The following is a 17,457-nucleotide window of genomic DNA, read 5'->3' as shown; positions in this document are numbered from 1 at the left end:
TCGGAATTTTACCGTTATTTGAACTAAAGCGATATACTATCCCTATTATATAGAATACCAATGAGGAGTGTATTATGAAGGGGATCGAAAAATACGATAACCTAAAAGATGTCATCCCTAATCTCATGCCGGTTCTTCGGGACGCAATTCAATCCGAATTTCTGGAAATCAAAAAGATTAACAGGGAATGTGAAAAATACATCGCTTCGTGCAGCCACTTTCCCGAACTCGTAAAAGCTGAATATGTTATTTTTTCTCACCATATTAAAAAGAATGAGCATAAGTACGAGACGTTTGTCTTTATTGACGGAGAGGGAAATATTGTCCGTCATGTCAGCGGAGCGGAGATGGAGCTTTACGGGCTTCTTGATTCCTGCACCAATCTTCATATTTCTGATGAGTATGTCGAGAAGCAAATGCATTGCCACGACGGCGAGTGCCGCCACTAAAAGTTCTGCCTCTCAAGAGGCAAGCTTTTATCTCTTAGGCATTCAAATCAGATAATAGGTTTTTCTTCTCTAATGTATAGAGTTCATAGCGGATGTTTTTAAACCGTTCGCTCAAAGCAGGTTCCACTATCTTATAGAGCTCTTCCAAAACACGTGAAGATTCTTGTCCCCGTTTATAGTTTGCTATTAATATAGAACGCAGATCGGTACGGTTCATTTCGCTTTTCATCGTAGGGCGAAGTACGTCATTAACACTGTCACGCGAAGCGAGGAGCTCTTCGAGGGGTTCGATACGGCATTGGTGGCGGAGATTTTTAAGAGAAGTGGAGAGTTCCTTGTCATTGTGAACATAGCGCGCTATATCCTCAATCACACGGATACCCTCTTTGAGGCGGTTGAGATTGGCATCGACCACCCGGAGAAGCTCCGGGGGAAGAGGGTTACTCATCACTGCTTCCGAAGATTCCGAAGAGTTGGAGCAACGTAACGAATAGGTTAAAGAAATCAAGATAGAGCGCAACTGCACCGTCCATCGGCGTTTCATACGCACCGCGGATAACGTTTTGAGTGTCGATCAATACCATGATGCTGATAACAAGCAAGAAAATTGCCTGAATCGCAACGTAGATCATCGGGCTTTTCAAGAAAAAGACGTTGATCAACGATACCGCTAATATAATAAAGAAAGCAATCATGATCGGTTTGGTCCATGTTGTGAAATCCTTTGCGCTTTTAATGGCAAAGAAACTAAGACCTCCGAACAAGGCCGCCGTCATAAAAAACGCATTACCGACGATTGTCGCTCCTCCGGCCATTCCGAGGATATGGCTGAGAAGCGGAGTGATGATAACACCGCTCGCAAAAGTAAAGGTAAACAATCCGATCATGTTGACACCCGGTTTGTTTTTGATCATTTGAAGACCGAACATACCGAATAACATCCATGGGATAGCGATCCACCAGTAATTTGCCGCAACGATACCCGCGAACGGCATTCCGACATAAGCACCTACACCGCCTGCCAGCATTGAAGCAGCAAACAATTTATAGGTTTCCTTGACAAACGATACGATCTGCGCTTCATCTCGATTTGCGCTCTCGTAACCAAAAGCACCTTGACGTGCGTATTCTCGATCATATAAAGCCATAGCTTTTTCCTTAATAGGGATTTTACAAAAAGGATTATACATGAGTTTCATTAATCGTTTATTTGTTCGTCGGAGTAAAAAAAGAGTTTTAGAGGAGCAAAATGAGTATATTCGTTACATAATGTAAGGCTCAAAATAAAAAATGAAATTTTTTTGCCATATTTTCGATTTTCTTTCGAAAACCTCTTGACATCTATTCTATTTTCCCCTATAATTCCCGTCCACAAACGCTGATAGGCCTTGAGTTAAGGTTTAGAGTTTGAGTTTGCGATCATTGAAAACTAAGTAGGTTTAGCGGTTTCGAGACAATCTCGAAGACGTTGACCTTTAATGTCAACACAATACAACAACCGTCTATTTACTTTGGTTGGGTTAACCAATCACCAAAAAGTAAAATAGATAACAATTTATGAAGCCAATGATTTTAACATCTTGGGTCATAGGATTGAACACCAATTATGGAGAGTTTGATCCTGGCTCAGAGTGAACGCTGGCGGCGTGCCTAACACATGCAAGTCGAACGATGATTGGAGAGCTTGCTCTTCATGATTAGTGGCGCACGGGTGAGTATACCATAGATAATGTACCCCTTAGTTTGGGATAGCCACTGGAAACGGTGATTAATACCAGATACTCCTTCTTGTCCTAAGGCAAGTCGGGAAAGTTTTTTCGCTAAGGGATCAGTCTATGTCCTATCAGCTAGTTGGTGAGGTAATGGCTCACCAAGGCTATGACGGGTATCTGGTTTGAGAGGATGATCAGACACACTGGAACTGAGACACGGTCCAGACTCCTACGGGAGGCAGCAGTGAGGAATATTGCACAATGGAGGAAACTCTGATGCAGCAACGCCGCGTGGAGGATGACGCATTTCGGTGTGTAAACTCCTTTTAAGAGGGAAGATAATGACGGTACCTCTTGAATAAGCACCGGCTAACTCCGTGCCAGCAGCCGCGGTAATACGGAGGGTGCAAGCGTTACTCGGAATCACTGGGCGTAAAGGGTGCGTAGGCTGACTTTTAAGTCAGGCGTGAAATCCAATGGCTTAACCATTGAACTGCGCTTGAAACTGGGAGTCTAGAGTTCAGAAGGGGCAGATGGAATTAGTGGTGTAGGGGTAAAATCCGTAGATATCACTAGGAATATCAAAAGCGAAGGCGATCTGCTGGGATGATACTGACGCTGAGGCACGAAAGCGTGGGGAGCAAACAGGATTAGATACCCTGGTAGTCCACGCCCTAAACGATGAATGCTAGTCGTCGGGGAGCTCGTCTCTTCGGTGATGCACTTAACAGATTAAGCATTCCGCCTGGGGAGTACGGTCGCAAGATTAAAACTCAAAGGAATAGACGGGGACCCGCACAAGTGGTGGAGCATGTGGTTTAATTCGAAGATACACGAAGAACCTTACCTGGCCTTGACATGGTAGGAACCCTTAAGAGATTAGGGGGTGCTAGCTTGCTAGAACCTACACACAGGTGCTGCACGGCCGTCGTCAGCTCGTGTCGTGAGATGTTGGGTTAAGTCCCGCAACGAGCGCAACCCTCGTCCTTAGTTGCTAACAGTTCGGCTGAGCACTCTAAGGAGACTGCCTTCGCAAGGAGGAGGAAGGTGAGGACGACGTCAAGTCATCATGGCCCTTACGGCCAGGGCTACACACGTGCTACAATGGGGCGTACAAAGAGCTGCAATACCGCGAGGTGGAGCCAATCTCTTAAAGCGTCTCTCAGTTCGGATTGTTCTCTGCAACTCGAGAACATGAAGCTGGAATCACTAGTAATCGTAGATCAGCTATGCTACGGTGAATACGTTCCCGGGTCTTGTACTCACCGCCCGTCACACCATGGGAGTTGATTTCACCCGAAATCGGGATGCCAAACTGGCTACCGCTTACGGTGGAATTAGCGACTGGGGTGAAGTCGTAACAAGGTAACCGTAGGAGAACCTGCGGTTGGATCACCTCCTTTCTAAGAGTAACGACGAGTCATTCATTTGACTGCGTCATCTTAAAATCTCACAGAGTATTGTCTTGACCGTTAACCTACTTAGTTTTCAGTGATCCATGTTATTTGATTTAACAATTGGGTTTGTAGCTCAGCTGGTTAGAGCACACCCCTGATAAGGGTGAGGTCGATGGTTCGAGTCCATTCAAACCCACCATATGTATCACTTATCTGGGGAATTAGCTCAGCTGGGAGAGCGCCTGCTTTGCACGCAGGAGGTCAGCGGTTCGATCCCGCTATTCTCCACCAGAGATCAGAATAAAAAGTCTGATTCAAGTACAAGTTTGTTGTATTTGAATTAGACTTTTAAAGTCTAACGTTATTTGAATTATTATTGTTAAGTCGTCAACTAAATATGTTTGACATAGAGAAATCTATGACGAATACATTTACAGTATAGTGAATAACTATACAACGTAACTACAAACACATTTCACCGCTTTATTCTTAATAAGGCGGTGAGCGCAAATTAGAAAAAGATATTAAGGGCCATAGGTGGATGCCTTGGCTGGTAGAGGCGATGAAAGACGTACTAGGCTGCGATAAGCCTCGGGGAGCTGCCAAGAAGCTTTGATCCGGGGATTTCTGAATGGGGCAACCCACTGTATCGAGAGGTACAGTACCCTTCGGGGGGCGAACCTAGGGAAGTGAAACATCTCAGTACCTAGAGGAAAATAAATCAAACGAGATTCCCAAAGTAGCGGCGAGCGAAATGGGATATAGGACAAACCGATGGCTTGCCATCGGGGTTGCGGACTGCATACGGCATTGCGAGTCGATAGAAGAATGAGTTGGAAAGCTCGACCATAGAGGGTGATAGTCCCGTACTTGAAATTGACAGACAGCTAGCAGGATCCAGAGTAGGTCGGGACACGTGTTATCTTGACTGAAGCCGGGGGGACCACCCTCCAATCCTAAATACTACTACCAGACCGATAGCGAACCAGTACCGTAAGGGAAAGGTGAAAAGAACTGCGGTGAGCAGAGTGAAATAGAACCTGAAACCTATGGCTTACAATCATTCAGAGCCCCATTCTTTATGAGGGGTGATGGACTGCCTTTTGCATAATGAGCCTGCGAGTTGTGGTGTCTGGCAAGGTTAACCTAACGGGAAGCCGTAGCGAAAGCGAGTCTTAATAGGGCGAATTAGTCAGATGCTGCAGACCCGAAACTAAGTGATCTATCCATGAGCAGGTTGAAGCTGGTGTAAGAGCCAGTGGAGGACCGAACCGGTGGGTGTTGAAAAACCCTCGGATGACTTGTGGATAGGGGTGAAAGGCCAATCAAACTTAGTGATAGCTGGTTCTCTCCGAAATATATTTAGGTATAGCCTCGAGTCGTAACATGAAGGGGTAGAGCACTGACAGGGCTAGGGCTGCTTACCGCGGTACCAAACCCTTTCAAACTCCGAATACTTCATGCGTAATCTCGGGAGTCAGGCGGTGGGTGATAAAATCAATCGTCAAGAGGGGAACAACCCAGACTAACAGCTAAGGTCCCAAAGTCGTATCTGAGTGGAAAAAGATGTGGAGTTGCTGAGACAATCAGGAAGTTGGCTTAGAAGCAGCCATCCTTTAAAGAAAGCGTAACAGCTCACTGATCTAGCGATTCTGCGCTGAAAATATAACGGGGCTAAGATACGCACCGAAGCTTTAGATTCGTATTTATACGAGTGGTAGGAGAGCGTTCCAAACAGCGTTGAAGGTATACCGGTGAGGAGTGCTGGAGCGTTTGGAAGTGAGCATGCAGGCATGAGTAGCGATAAAAGCAGTGAGAATCTGCTTCGCCGTAAACCCAAGGTTTCCTACGCGATGCTCGTCATCGTAGGGTTAGTCGGGACCTAAGTCGAGTCCGAAAGGGGTAGACGATGGCAAGTTGGTTAATATTCCAACACCGACAATTGTTCGTTTGAGTGATGGGGGGACGCATAGAGTTAATCGAGCTCACTGATGGAATAGTGGGTCGAAGGACGTAGGAGGTAACACAGGCAAATCCGTGTTGCAATACTCCGAGATCTTACAGGCTCTTCAAGGACTTCGGTCTGCGAGGAGAATCGATGATACTGTCGTGCCAAGAAAAGCCTCTAAGCGAGAACAATTGTCGCCCGTACCGTAAACCGACACAGGTGGGTGAGATGAGTATTCTAAGGCGCGTGGAAGAACCCTGGTTAAGGAACTCTGCAAACTAGCACCGTATCTTCGGTATAAGGTGTGCCCTAAGTATGTGAAGGAGCTTGCCTCTGGAGCAGAACTGGGTCGCAGCAAAGTGTCCCTCCCGACTGTTTACCAAAAACACAGCACTCTGCTAACTCGTAAGAGGATGTATAGGGTGTGACGCCTGCCCGGTGCTCGAATGTTAAAAGGATGTGTCAGCGCAAGCGAAGCATTGAATTGAAGCACGAGTAAACGGCGGCCGTAACTATAACGGTCCTAAGGTAGCGAAATTCCTTGTCGGTTAAATACCGACCTGCATGAATGGCGTAACGAGATGGGAGCTGTCTCAACCAGGGATCCAGTGAAATTGTAGTGGAGGTGAAAATTCCTCCTACCCGCGGAAAGACGGAAAGACCCCGTGCACCTTTACTATAGCTTGACATTGCTATTGGGATACTCATGTGCAGGATAGGTGGGAGCTGTTGATATTGTCACGCCAGTGGCAATGGAGGCATCCTTGAGATACCACCCTTGAGTATTCTGATAGCTAACTCGCATCAGTTATCCTGATGGAGGACACTGTCTGGTGGGTAGTTTGACTGGGGCGGTCGCCTCCTAAAAAGTAACGGAGGCTTACAAAGTTCGGCTCAGAAGGGTTGGAAATCCTTCGTAGAGTATAATGGCATAAGCCGGACTGACTGTAAGACAGACAAGTCGAGCAGAGTCGAAAGACGGTCATAGTGATCCGGTGGTTCTGTGTGGAAGGGCCATCGCTCAAAGGATAAAAGGTACGCCGGGGATAACAGGCTGATCTCCCCCAAGAGCTCACATCGACGGGGAGGTTTGGCACCTCGATGTCGGCTCATCGCATCCTGGGGCTGGAGCAGGTCCCAAGGGTATGGCTGTTCGCCATTTAAAGCGGTACGCGAGCTGGGTTCAGAACGTCGTGAGACAGTTCGGTCCCTATCTTCCGTGGGCGCAGGAGAGTTGAGGAGAGCTGACCCTAGTACGAGAGGACCGGGTTGGACGTGCCACTGGTGTACCAGTTGTTCTGCCAAGAGCATCGCTGGGTAGCTACGCACGGATGTGATAACCGCTGAAAGCATCTAAGCGGGAAGCCAACTCCAAGATGAACTCTCCCTGAAGTTCCCTTGAAGACTACAAGGTTAATAGGCCAGGTGTGTAAGAGCAGTAATGCTTTCAGCTGACTGGTACTAATAGAACGTTCGTCTTTATCTATGCTCACCGCCTTATTAAGCATAAGTGTGGAATGTGCATGAAGTTACGAAAAGTTGACGACTTAACAATGAAAATACATCTAACAAAACTCTCAGAATAGAGTCTATCTCGATAGATCCTCTTCTGAGTGTTCAGGTGGCTATAGAGAGGGGGAAACGCCCGGTCCCATTCCGAACCCGGAAGCTAAGACCCTCATCGCTCATAATACTGCATCTTTCAGGTGTGGAAACGTAGGTCGCCGCCTGGCTCTCAGATTTTTCTTCTTTTACTTTTAATCCCCTTTTTTACCAATCACAGCAAAACTTTTACTTTACAACCCTTATTGACTTTTTTACGAATGCACTTTTTTGTACGGCAGGATCCAACGGCTTGCAGGTGAGCACATTTGCCGCCAGTATCTCTTTACCCTTCCACATAAACTACAATTTTACACCCTCTTATGGGCAACCTATCACAAAATTGTCACGCATAGTGTTACTATTTGATACAATGTGACAATTTCGTTATTCATTCATTAACTTAGGTAAAAGATTGTTTTTAAGACTAATAGCGGATAAAACGTCTTTTATTGCTCCTTTTGACGCTTTATTGACCATAACTAAATGAAATAAATCGTCATATTACAGATGTGATCTCTATTATAAGAAAATGCAATAGTTTGATCGTTTTGTGTTAAGTTTCGATTAATTTTAACAGACCTATAATGATGTTGTAAGCGAGCCACTCAGTGGTTCAATCTATAAACTTATCGAGGAGAATTAATGAAACGTTCAATCAAAATCGCGGTCGCTGCTGCTATCGCTCTTAGTGCTACATCAGCATTCGCAACAAACGGGGATCATATGATAGGGCTGAGTGCTGAGTCTAGAGCTTTGGGTGGAACTGGTATCGCTCACAATATGGGTTCTGCAAATGCATTAACGAATCCCGCGCTTTTAGCTAAGTTGAAAGGTAAAGATGAATTTATTTTTGCTGGAACTATATTTGATTCAGATGTACAAGTTAGTACAAATGCTGGGAGTGTCAATGACCCAACTAAGGGTGTAGATATGACTAGTGCTGAAGATGCAAGTGTAATTCCGGCTATTTCTTTAGCACATAGAATCAACGATGATCTTGTATTTGGACTTGGTATGTATGGTACTGCTGGTATGGGCACTGATTGGAGAGGTACAGATAAATCATTAATCCAGAATTATAACGGTAAAGTTGATTTATATAATATGAGATCCTCATTAATGTTGATGCAATTTACTCCATCTTTAGCATATGGGAATGATATTTATGGTTTAGGTCTTACAGGAATTGTTCAATATGGTGCTCTAAGTGTAGATTATGATACAAATGATGCAGCAACAAATGCTAAACATATTGGTAGTGGTGTCTCAAATGATATTGGATTTGGTTTTCAACTTGGAGGTTACTATAATCCGACGAAATCTTTAACAATTGGTGCTGTATATAAATCAGCAATTGATATGGAATATAAAAATCAAATATCTGATGCGGCTGAAGCATACGGCTATGGTTCGAATCCTCTTGCATTGCCGGCAAAATCTGACCATTTAGAGCAACCTGAAGAATATGGAATAGGTGTATCATATGAGTTGGATAAGTTTACGGCTACAATGGATGTTAAAGAGATTAAATGGTCTGATGCAAAAGGGTATAAAGATTTTGGTTGGGATGATCAAACAGTTTATGCTCTTGGTTTAAAATATTCAGCAGATTCTTATTGGCTAGGTCTCGGTTATAACTATGGGAAAAATCCTGTTCCTAATAATAAAAGCAATGTACCTGTAAATGGTAACCCAGCTTATAATACAGATGGTGATACCATGAACTTATTTAATTATGCAATGTTCCCTGCAACTGTTGAAGAAGCTTATACTATTGGTGGAGGATATTCTATAAATGAAACTTTAGCATTAGATATGGCATACACATATAGTCCTGAAGTGAGTGATACTGTTGAAACCACTACTGTTGCAACTGGTAGTGCCACTAATACAAAACATTCACAACAAGCACTTACACTAGCTGTAAAATTTAACTTCTAGTATGTTTTACGTTATCCTGAAAGGGTAGATTCAGTATCTTAAAATTGCGGATCTAGTCCGCAATGACGGTATATATAATTCACAATCCGTCCACTTTTTTCAACAATAATAAGAGTTCAAAAATCTTATGCTGTTATTATCGTTTATTTGATGTCTTTGTGATAGAATATCCCCTGAACAAAAAAGGGCACACAGCTCATAAGCGATTACTTAGAGGAGAATCAAATGTTTAATAGACTATTAATGGGTGCAGCTGCACTTTCACTAGCCGCTTCAATGGCTTTTGGTGCCCAAGGGGCAAAATTCTATATCGGTGAAGGCGATAAAGAAAAAGAATTTATGGGCCTCGTGAATGAAAAGATCCAGACGATCGGTTTTGTCCTCTCCGATCCGCATGAGCGTATTAACGATGGGTATAAAACAAAATACGGCGGGACAAATCTCGATAATCTCGGGTTTTTCTCAGTTACCAAAGATGCAGCAGTCGGGCCATTGCTTTTGAAAGAGCCGTCATTGGGTGGATTCAGTCCGTTTAACCTCCATGTATGGAAAAAGCAATCTGAAGATAAAACCTACGTAGGGCACATCACTCCTGAAACCATGCTTGATATTACAGGGGTAAAAGATGCAGACGTACGTGCTAAATTTATCGCGACATTTCCTGAACTCGATGCAATGATCGAAAAAGAGATCGGGAACAAAGTTCAAATCGTAGAGTACAGTGCATTACCGGCAAAACCGATGATGACGTTTGAACTTCCGTTTGAGCGAGGGGCTAGTTTGGATGCTTTTATCAGTGATTTCCAAGGGAAATTCGAAGAAGCGTTTGAAGCAAACCAATATATCATTGCAGGATATAAAGATATTAAAGGGTCTATGACTGATAATAATATCGAGTTTGGCCGTTTTGATGCGTATTGGGTTTATTCTCTCTGTCATTTTAAATTCTCAGAAGGGATTTTCAATCAAGGTCGTCCGGATGCAGGAGCATTCGCACCGTGTTCAATGTACATGTATGTTGAAAAAGGATCAAACAAGCTTATGATCGGTATGCCTCGTCTTGCAACATGGACAGCGGTTATGGGAATCAACGATCAGAAAATGAACGATTCAATCGTTGCTTTGGATAAAGAAATTATTGAAATCATGACCGGATTGGGAGCAAAAGAGCTATGAAAAAATTCTATACACTGATCATGAGTGCACTCGTTATCGGATTTTGCGGGTGTGCCGGTACGACTCCGTCAGCTGAAGCAGGCGTTAAAGTAGAAAAAGTTGTTTCTGCCTATAAAATCGGAGCATACAATGATGTAGAGAGTACAAAATCTAAACTCTCTGCTGCGGGATTCGAAGTAGTCGGTACGTATAAAGGCGATGCAGGAACAACAGTGCTTTATACAAACGCTAAAATGAAAGATACGGCGAATAAACCTACACGTGGGCTTGCTGCTGTAGGACGTATTTTGGTTGATGATGAGAACAAGCAAATCAGTATTGCAAACCCGGTTTATTTCGGAAAAGCGTTCATGCAAAAAGAGTATAACCATGCTACAGCTGCAGCAACGCTTGCATCACTAGAAAAAGCATTCGGTCCATTAAAAGATTCAGCCGATAAATGGGAATTTGACGGTTTGGCAGGATATCATTTTATGGTCGGTATGCCGTATTATGAAGACATGAGCGTTGTCGGTGAAGGCACGACCGCAGATTTGGTTGCGAAAGCGCAAAAAGCCAAAGGGACAACGGCTGTTGTTAAACTCGGAGATGACCGCTATGTAGCGTTTGTAAGTCTAGATCGCCGTACAAACGGATTTGTTAAAAAGATCGGAACTCAAAACAGTGAATTATTGCCATGGGCCGTATTGATTGAAAACGGCCAAGCGAAAGCGCTGAGTGCGAAGTATTTTATTGCGATCAGTTATCCGCTGCTCACGATGAGTGAATTTATGACGATTGCAACCGTACCGGGTGCAGTTGAAGTAGATTTGAAGAAAATTTTCAAATAAATAAGTAAAGTTTCCACATTATGTGGAAACTTACCATCTTCTAAACTTTAAACTTCACCGCTTTTAGCATATTTTCTACGATCTCTTTATAATAGCTTTTTAACGTATTATTGCCCAAAACAACCGGAGGCTCACCGTTATCGCTCCCTTCGCGAATATCCATATTTAAAGGGATTTGACCCAGTAACGGGATGTTATAACGCTCCGCCAATCGCTCTCCGCCGCCGCTGCCGAAAATATTATAACGGGTTCCGGTGTCGGGGGCGACGAAATAGCTCATATTCTCTACCAATCCTGCCATCGGGACATGAATATCCTGAAACATCCGAATGGCTCGGCTGACGTCATCACTGGCGACCAGTTGAGGTGTTGTCACGATGACGCCCGCACTGATCGGGAGCTCTTGCGCCATAGTGAGCTGGATGTCGCCGGTTCCCGGAGGCATATCGATGACGAGGAAATCAAGTTCTCCCCATGCCACGTCTTCCAAAAATTGGATCAATGCCGACACGGCAACCGACGAGCGCCACACGAGTGGGGTATCGGAAGTAGGTGTAGTGAGTGCGACGCTCATGATTTTAATACCGTAATTCTCACTCGGTACGATTTGGTTGTCATCATTCCATTTGATTTTTTCCAAGTCGGTATTGGTCAGACGCGGTACATTGGGGCCGTAAACATCGGCATCCAAAATTCCTACACGATACCCTTTCTGTGCGAGAGCGATGGCCAGATTGACGCTGACTGTACTTTTACCGACTCCCCCTTTACCGCTGGTAACGGCGATAACGTTTGCGGCATAGGGTGCACGGTTATTCGGTGCGGCACTGTTGCCGTAGTTGGTATCTTTTTGGACGAGCGCTTTTTTGGTGATATTAAGTGCAGTAAACTCTTTTTCAAAAGCGGTTTCAATGGCAGATTTTACCGTCAAATAGGAATCGTCACTGACAGTAAGAAGTTCGATAGATGCACTATTATCTACGACTTTTACGGTTGAAATGAGTTTAAGTTCTCCCAATGTACGACTGAGGCCGGGGTAGGGGAGTGCATTTAGAGCTTCAAGCAATTTTTTAGTGTTCATACGGATTTCCTCTGGCTTCACGGGCTAAAAGAGCTTTGCTCCCGGTTGCTTTTTGCGCCAGTTTTGCAAGAGGCGTTCGAGCATGAGGATATTCGAGACTGAGACGATGACAGGTGCTGATGCGTTCATCGATAAGCGTATTCAATGATGCGATAACGCCGCTGAGGCTTCCGGCTTTGTTGGATTCGTTTAATAAATCTTTGATCAGCATTTCTCGAGAATGCATTTGCAAATCAACTCCATTCGCACGTCCGACCGCTATAAAATCACCGGCACTGAGATAAAGGCCTGAAAAAAAAGTATTCAGAAAGTGATTTTCGAGGCTCATAAACTGGCTTCGTTCCTCAAAATGACGCTGTTTCATTGACGTTCTCCAAGGTTTGCTTCCGCAGCTTTACTGACATCGACATCACTGTCATTCACAAGAATTTGTATAATGTCTGTCGGGGCGGAACGGTTTTCGGCAAGACGCATTCGCACCATTTTATCGTTGTCGTCACATAAAATTTTTAGCAACTTGGCGGGGGTATTCGGATTGCCCGAAAGTCCGTCTCGGACAATTTTCTCATCACTGAAGAATTTTTCCAAGATATCGCTCGGAGTAGAGGGATTTGCGGCAACCAAAGCACGAACGAGGTTGATCGGATCAGCAGAGAGATGGCGGAGCACTTCAACCGGGGTGTGGGGATTTTTGGCAACGGCCCAGCGTGCCCCCATGTCGACAGGGTTGCTTGCAATATCGATTAAAAGTGAAACCATGATAGGGCTGTATTCTTTCTCACGCTCATATACGGATGTTCGCAAAGATAGGTTCATGGCGACTTGGCCTACAATCAGTTTGTCATTTTTGTATGCTTGATAGATTTTTTCTACCTCCTCGATCGGAAGGGTTTTGTCTTCTAAGAGCTCGATAAGTACGGCTGTATCGGACTGAGTAATGGCATTTTGAATTTTTTCGGCGCTCATATAGCTCCTTTTGCATTAAATATGTGATAAAAATAATCGTCATACTATCAAAAAGTGATTAAATTGCAAGTATTAATCATACTATATAAGGGTAATAACAGAGTTTGGACGTATAAGAAAACGTAAAATAACGACGAATAATGTATTGTCTCTAAATTGTGATAAGAATGTAACATTTTGTAATCAATGTTACAATTATATTACATTGTTTACTGCTTATTAAGAGTCTCACCTTTATAATGTATGCGGTAATTCCGTAAATTAACGCACCATGGGTGCATATTCAAAATAGAAGAAGGAGCACGGATGAACAGATTGCTAAAAACACTATGTGTTGCGGCATCACTGTCGGCATCGACCATCTTAATGGCTGCTGATGGGTATAAGAATAATTCAATTCTTATTTCTGCCGAAGAAGCGGTCAAGCTGGTTGGCAATCCAAAAGTGATGTTCGTATCAGGTGATAACGAAGATATTTATAAACTCGGTCATATTAAAGGGTCGGTAGAGATGTATGCTCACCACCTTCACCATTCAGATATCGATGGTGAAATGCATTGTGCACCATTGTACCGCTGTATTGACGATGCCGAACAAACAATCGGTAAAAAAGGGATCAGCAACGATATGATGGTTATCGCATACGATGACTTTAAAGGTCCGAATGCGACGGGTGTTTACTCGTTTTTTGACAGTTACGGCCACAAGAACGTCAAAGTTCTAAACGGCGGACGTGCAGCTATGATGGCAATCGACCCGGCTCAAAAAGAGTACGATGCGTTGAATAAAGATCTTAAAGCCGCTAAAAAAGTAGCAAAAGAATCGAAAGAGGCACTTAAAAAAGAGGGCGCTGATAAAGCGGCGTTGGAAGCGGCCATTAAAAAAGCAGATGAAGATGCAAAAGCGCTTCAAGAAAAAATGGCAATCGTTGAAAAACGTCTCCTTGTTGTCAAAGGGGATGAGGTTGTAGCACCTAAAAAGTATAAAATTGACCCTAAAAAAATCAAATACAGCGTAATTGCGGATAAAAATGAAGTGAAGCACGCTATGGAAGATATTCTCAAAAACGGGAAAAATTCTAAATACGTTATCATTGATTCACGGGGTATCGCTGAGATCATCGGTGAACGTAAAATGGATAACGTCGCGCGCGGCGGTCACGTACCGGGAGCTACCTTTATCGAGTGGAGTCAAATCTCTGATGCCGATAAAAAACTCTCTTTCCGTTCAGCGGAAGAACTTCAAAAAGTGTACGACAACTACGGAATCACAAAAGACAAAACAATTTATGCGTACTGCCACGTAGGTGCGGGACGAAGCTCGGAACACATCACTGCGCTTCAATTGTTGGGTTACAAAAACGTCAAAGTCTTCACAGGAAGCTGGGATGTTTGGGGTAACGATATGAACCTTCCGATTAAACGATAAGGCTATAGCTATGACAAAAGTAATGAACAATCAACGCCGCGACTTCTTGAAAGTTTCGGGGATGACGGCAGCGCTAGTAGCTTCACAAGGCTCACTATTCGCTAAGACTAATGTGATCTCGGTAGAAAACGGTAAAGAGAATTATCCTAATACCAACTATACTGAAGATATGTACCGCAACGAATTCGGCTTTACGTACGGTAAAAAAGAGGAACACGGTTTCGCATACCACTGTGTAAACTGTCAAGGTAACTGTGCGTGGGAAGTTTGGTCAAACAACGGTGTAGTTACTCGTGAAAACCAATCGGCACGCTATCCGGTAATCAATGCTAAAATTCCTGACTTCAATCCGCGCGGATGTAACAAAGGGGTTCAGCACTCACAAGTGATGTACCAAAAAGACCGTATCCTTTACCCGATGGTTCGTGTCGGTGAACGCGGTGAAGGTAAATGGAAACGTGTTAGCTGGGACGAAGCGGCAGAGCGTGTATGTCAAGAGATTTTCGATTGTATGACCGATCCTGAACGCGGTCCGGATAAATTGATGGTTCACGCGGGAACAGGTCTTTTGACTGAAGGTCGCCGTGGAGCGCCGTTACGTTTCTCGACTCAACTCGGTGCAATTCGTATTTATCCGTCTTCTTACCTCGGGGATATGTTCTCAGGTGCGGCGATCGCATACGGTGAAGGTAACGTCGGTTGTACATGGGATTTCATGTATAACGTCGATACTGCGGTTATGTGGGGTGGAAATCCGTCGGTTTCACGTATTCCGGATGCTCACTTCGTATGGGAAGGGAAATATAACGGAGCAAAAATTATCGTTATTACCCCTGAATTCAATGCGACGGCTAAATCTGCCGACCTTTGGATACCAATCAAAGCAGGCTCGGACAATATCCTTGCAATGGGTGTTATCAACGTCATCTTGAACGAAAAACTCTACAAACCTGAGTTTATGAAAACATTTACCGACCTTCCGTTCTTGGTCGATGTAAAAACACAAAAAATGATCCGCCGCTCTGAAATGGAACACGCGGCAAATGATGAAGATCATTATAAATTTGAAGAAGAGTTCTATTGTATGAATAAAGCGACCGGAAAAGTCGCTTTGATGCCGGGTACAGAGGGATCTAAAATCAAATCGTTGCGTCTTGACGAGCAAGGGATTGAACCTGAACTCGAAGGAACGTGGACGATTACCGATATGCACGGTGACAAACGTACCGTAACGACCGTATTTGAAATGCTTAAAAAATCAGCGGCAAAATTTGCCCCTGAAGCGATTAAAGACGTAACGGGCGTTCATCCGGATACAACACGTCAATTGGCACGCGATATCGCATTGCCGAAAGTTGTTGAGATCACAACCGGATTCTCATTGAATAAATACTTCAATGGTGTTATGTCAATTTGGAACATCTCATCTATCTGCGGATTGACAGGGCGTATGGGACCATACGGCGGATTGAACACGGAAAATGAATTTACCCTCTCAGGTCTCGGTGTTCTTGCCGGATTCAGCGGTAAATACAATGCTCGTTTCGGATCAGGTTTTGTCGGTGAGTTCGTATTCGGCGACGGAATGAAAACATTCGACCAATATTTCGGTGACGAAGATGTTAAACGTGCTCAAAACGGTATGTCCAAAAAAGAGTATATGGCCGTTCTCGAAGAGATGCTAGGTCAAGGCAAAAACAATACGAAAAACTTGGAAGCACATCACGGTAATGTCAATAAACCGTGGTGGCAACCGGATTGTGCTCTTATCGTAGCGGACTCTAAATTCCGCCGTAATAAGGGATCTGAATACCGTAAAGCGTTCTTGAATAAAACGAAATTCTACGGATATGTGGATTATCGTATGTCTGAAGCGGCACAATTTGCCGACGTATTGCTACCGGCAAAATCACACTATGAAGTTTATGACTTACGTACAAGTCCTGGTTACCACCGTTTTACCAACTTGGCTCAGCCGGTTGCAAACATTAAAAATGTCGGTGAAGCGATGGATGAGTGGTCAATGTTTACATTCCTTGCTAAAAAAATGGAAGAGTTGGCAAACCGACCGGAAAATATTGGAAAAGCAAAAGTAAAAGATCATCCGAAATATGCGAAACCGGGTTTCCATGACTTGACGATTTTCCACAAAGAGTACACCAATACTGACCCAGAATCTGAGGGTGCGGGTGAAAACTATCTTGGCACCGATAAAATGGCGGTACAAGCTGCATTGGAGAAATGTGAGCAGTATGAGCCGTGGACAATGGAAAAAATGTACAAAGTGGGCGGATTCTTGCTGATCAATGAAAAAGCGGCGAAATCTTCTCCGTTGTATTCAGACCGTCCGTACAGTTCAATGGAGTTCCACCTCTATAAATTCGAGCGCCTTGAAACACTCTCGGGTCGTCAAACATTCTATGTTGACCACGATATGTACATCAAAATGGGCGCGGCAACGAATACAGGTATGGAAGGGATCCGTCCTCAGTCTAAAGACTATCCGTACGTATTTATGACACCGCATGCTCGTTGGTCTATCCACTCGAACTACAAAACGTCACGTACATTGCTCCGCTTGCAGCGTGGTGTACCTGCGATTCAGGTAAACCGTGTGGTTGCCGAAGCAAAAGGGATCAAAGACGGTGATACTATCCGTATTTATAACGCTTTGGGTGAATTTTATGCAATGGCGAAACTCTCATCTTCCGCACCGGCTGACGGTTTGGTATTGGAACACGGATGGGAACCGTACATGTATTTGAAAAACAAAGGGCACAATGAAGTTGTACCGACATCATTGAATCTTCTTGAAATGGCAGACGGTTGGGGTCACCTTAAATTTGGTGGTCTGTGGGACGGTAATCAGTACGCTTATGATGGCGCCGTGAATTACGAAAAAGCAAAAGACGTACAGTATTAAG

General features: G+C 44.1%; 11 protein-coding genes, 2 tRNA genes and 3 rRNA genes. 11 read left to right on the top strand and 5 right to left on the bottom strand.

The features are described from left to right. Positions 1–74: 74 nt before the first annotated feature. A complete protein-coding gene (locus SULKU_RS12625) occupies positions 75–449 on the top strand; it encodes a hypothetical protein (protein ID WP_013461357.1) in 375 nt (124 codons plus the stop codon). A 34-nt stretch (positions 450–483) separates the two neighbouring features. On the opposite strand, the gene SULKU_RS12620 is transcribed toward SULKU_RS12625, so the two are convergent. Together SULKU_RS12620 and SULKU_RS12615 are read right to left on the bottom strand one after the other, a co-directional pair. Next, positions 484–897 carry a hypothetical protein gene (locus SULKU_RS12620; protein ID WP_013461356.1) on the bottom strand — a complete coding sequence of 138 codons (414 nt, stop codon included), beginning with the start codon at positions 895–897 and terminating at the stop codon, positions 484–486. Then, positions 890–1,597 carry a Bax inhibitor-1/YccA family protein gene (locus tag SULKU_RS12615; protein WP_013461355.1) on the bottom strand — a complete coding sequence of 236 codons (708 nt, stop codon included), beginning with the start codon at positions 1,595–1,597 and terminating at the stop codon, positions 890–892. The genes SULKU_RS12620 and SULKU_RS12615 overlap by 8 nt, the downstream gene beginning before the upstream one ends. 455 nt (positions 1,598–2,052) lie before the next feature. Between SULKU_RS12615 and SULKU_RS12610 the strand changes: the two genes are divergently transcribed. From SULKU_RS12610 to SULKU_RS12575, 8 genes are all read left to right on the top strand, one after another. After that, a 16S ribosomal RNA gene (locus SULKU_RS12610) occupies positions 2,053–3,564 on the top strand. 116 nt (positions 3,565–3,680) lie between these two features. Next, positions 3,681–3,757: transfer RNA gene (locus tag SULKU_RS12605), tRNA-Ile, on the top strand. A gap of 16 nt (positions 3,758–3,773) precedes the next feature. Further along, a tRNA-Ala gene (locus SULKU_RS12600) sits at positions 3,774–3,849 on the top strand. Between the two features lie 223 nt (positions 3,850–4,072). Beyond that, positions 4,073–6,992 (top strand): 23S ribosomal RNA (locus tag SULKU_RS12595). 131 nt (positions 6,993–7,123) lie between these two features. Next, positions 7,124–7,239, top strand: a 5S ribosomal RNA gene (gene rrf, locus SULKU_RS12590). The 16S, 23S and 5S rRNA genes sit together here with 2 tRNA genes alongside, the layout of an rRNA operon. 514 nt (positions 7,240–7,753) lie before the next feature. Next, positions 7,754–9,052, top strand: coding sequence for an OmpP1/FadL family transporter (locus SULKU_RS12585; protein ID WP_013461354.1), 1,299 nt, complete (start codon positions 7,754–7,756; stop codon positions 9,050–9,052). 225 nt (positions 9,053–9,277) lie between these two features. Continuing rightward, positions 9,278–10,228 (top strand): DUF302 domain-containing protein, encoded by a 951-nt coding sequence (locus SULKU_RS12580; protein ID WP_013461353.1) that lies wholly within the window; start codon positions 9,278–9,280, stop codon positions 10,226–10,228. Next, positions 10,225–11,058: a hypothetical protein gene (locus SULKU_RS12575; RefSeq protein WP_013461352.1), complete on the top strand. Its 834-nt coding sequence runs from the start codon at positions 10,225–10,227 to the stop codon at positions 11,056–11,058. The genes SULKU_RS12580 and SULKU_RS12575 overlap by 4 nt, the downstream gene beginning before the upstream one ends. A gap of 40 nt (positions 11,059–11,098) precedes the next feature. Here SULKU_RS12575 and SULKU_RS12570 read toward each other — a convergent pair whose 3' ends face one another. Genes SULKU_RS12570 through SULKU_RS12560 form a run of 3 tightly spaced genes read right to left on the bottom strand, consistent with a single transcriptional unit; the run spans position 11,099 to position 13,105 of the window. Further along, entirely contained in the window at positions 11,099–12,139 is a 1,041-nt protein-coding gene (locus tag SULKU_RS12570; RefSeq protein WP_013461351.1) for an Mrp/NBP35 family ATP-binding protein, read from the bottom strand. After that, the gene (locus SULKU_RS12565; protein WP_013461350.1) at positions 12,129–12,503 is read right to left on the bottom strand and encodes a hypothetical protein; all 375 of its coding nucleotides are present in this window, start codon (positions 12,501–12,503) and stop codon (positions 12,129–12,131) included. The genes SULKU_RS12570 and SULKU_RS12565 overlap by 11 nt, the downstream gene beginning before the upstream one ends. Next, the gene (locus SULKU_RS12560) at positions 12,500–13,105 is read right to left on the bottom strand and encodes a hypothetical protein (RefSeq protein ID WP_013461349.1); all 606 of its coding nucleotides are present in this window, start codon (positions 13,103–13,105) and stop codon (positions 12,500–12,502) included. Before SULKU_RS12560 ends, SULKU_RS12565 begins: the two co-directional genes overlap by 4 nt. 306 nt (positions 13,106–13,411) lie before the next feature. On the opposite strand from SULKU_RS12560, the gene SULKU_RS12555 reads away from it, so the two are divergent. Both SULKU_RS12555 and SULKU_RS12550 read left to right on the top strand, forming a co-directional pair. After that, the gene (locus tag SULKU_RS12555) at positions 13,412–14,533 is read left to right on the top strand and encodes a sulfurtransferase (protein ID WP_013461348.1); all 1,122 of its coding nucleotides are present in this window, start codon (positions 13,412–13,414) and stop codon (positions 14,531–14,533) included. Positions 14,534–14,543: 10 nt separating this feature from the next. Further along, positions 14,544–17,456, top strand: coding sequence for a molybdopterin-dependent oxidoreductase (locus SULKU_RS12550; RefSeq protein WP_013461347.1), 2,913 nt, complete (start codon positions 14,544–14,546; stop codon positions 17,454–17,456). The last annotated feature ends 1 nt before the right edge of the window (position 17,457 follow it).

The sequence above is a fragment of the Sulfuricurvum kujiense DSM 16994 genome, from assembly GCF_000183725.1.
GTDB lineage: Bacteria > Campylobacterota > Campylobacteria > Campylobacterales > Sulfurimonadaceae > Sulfuricurvum > Sulfuricurvum kujiense.
This window is presented reverse-complemented; position numbering and strand designations above follow the sequence as displayed.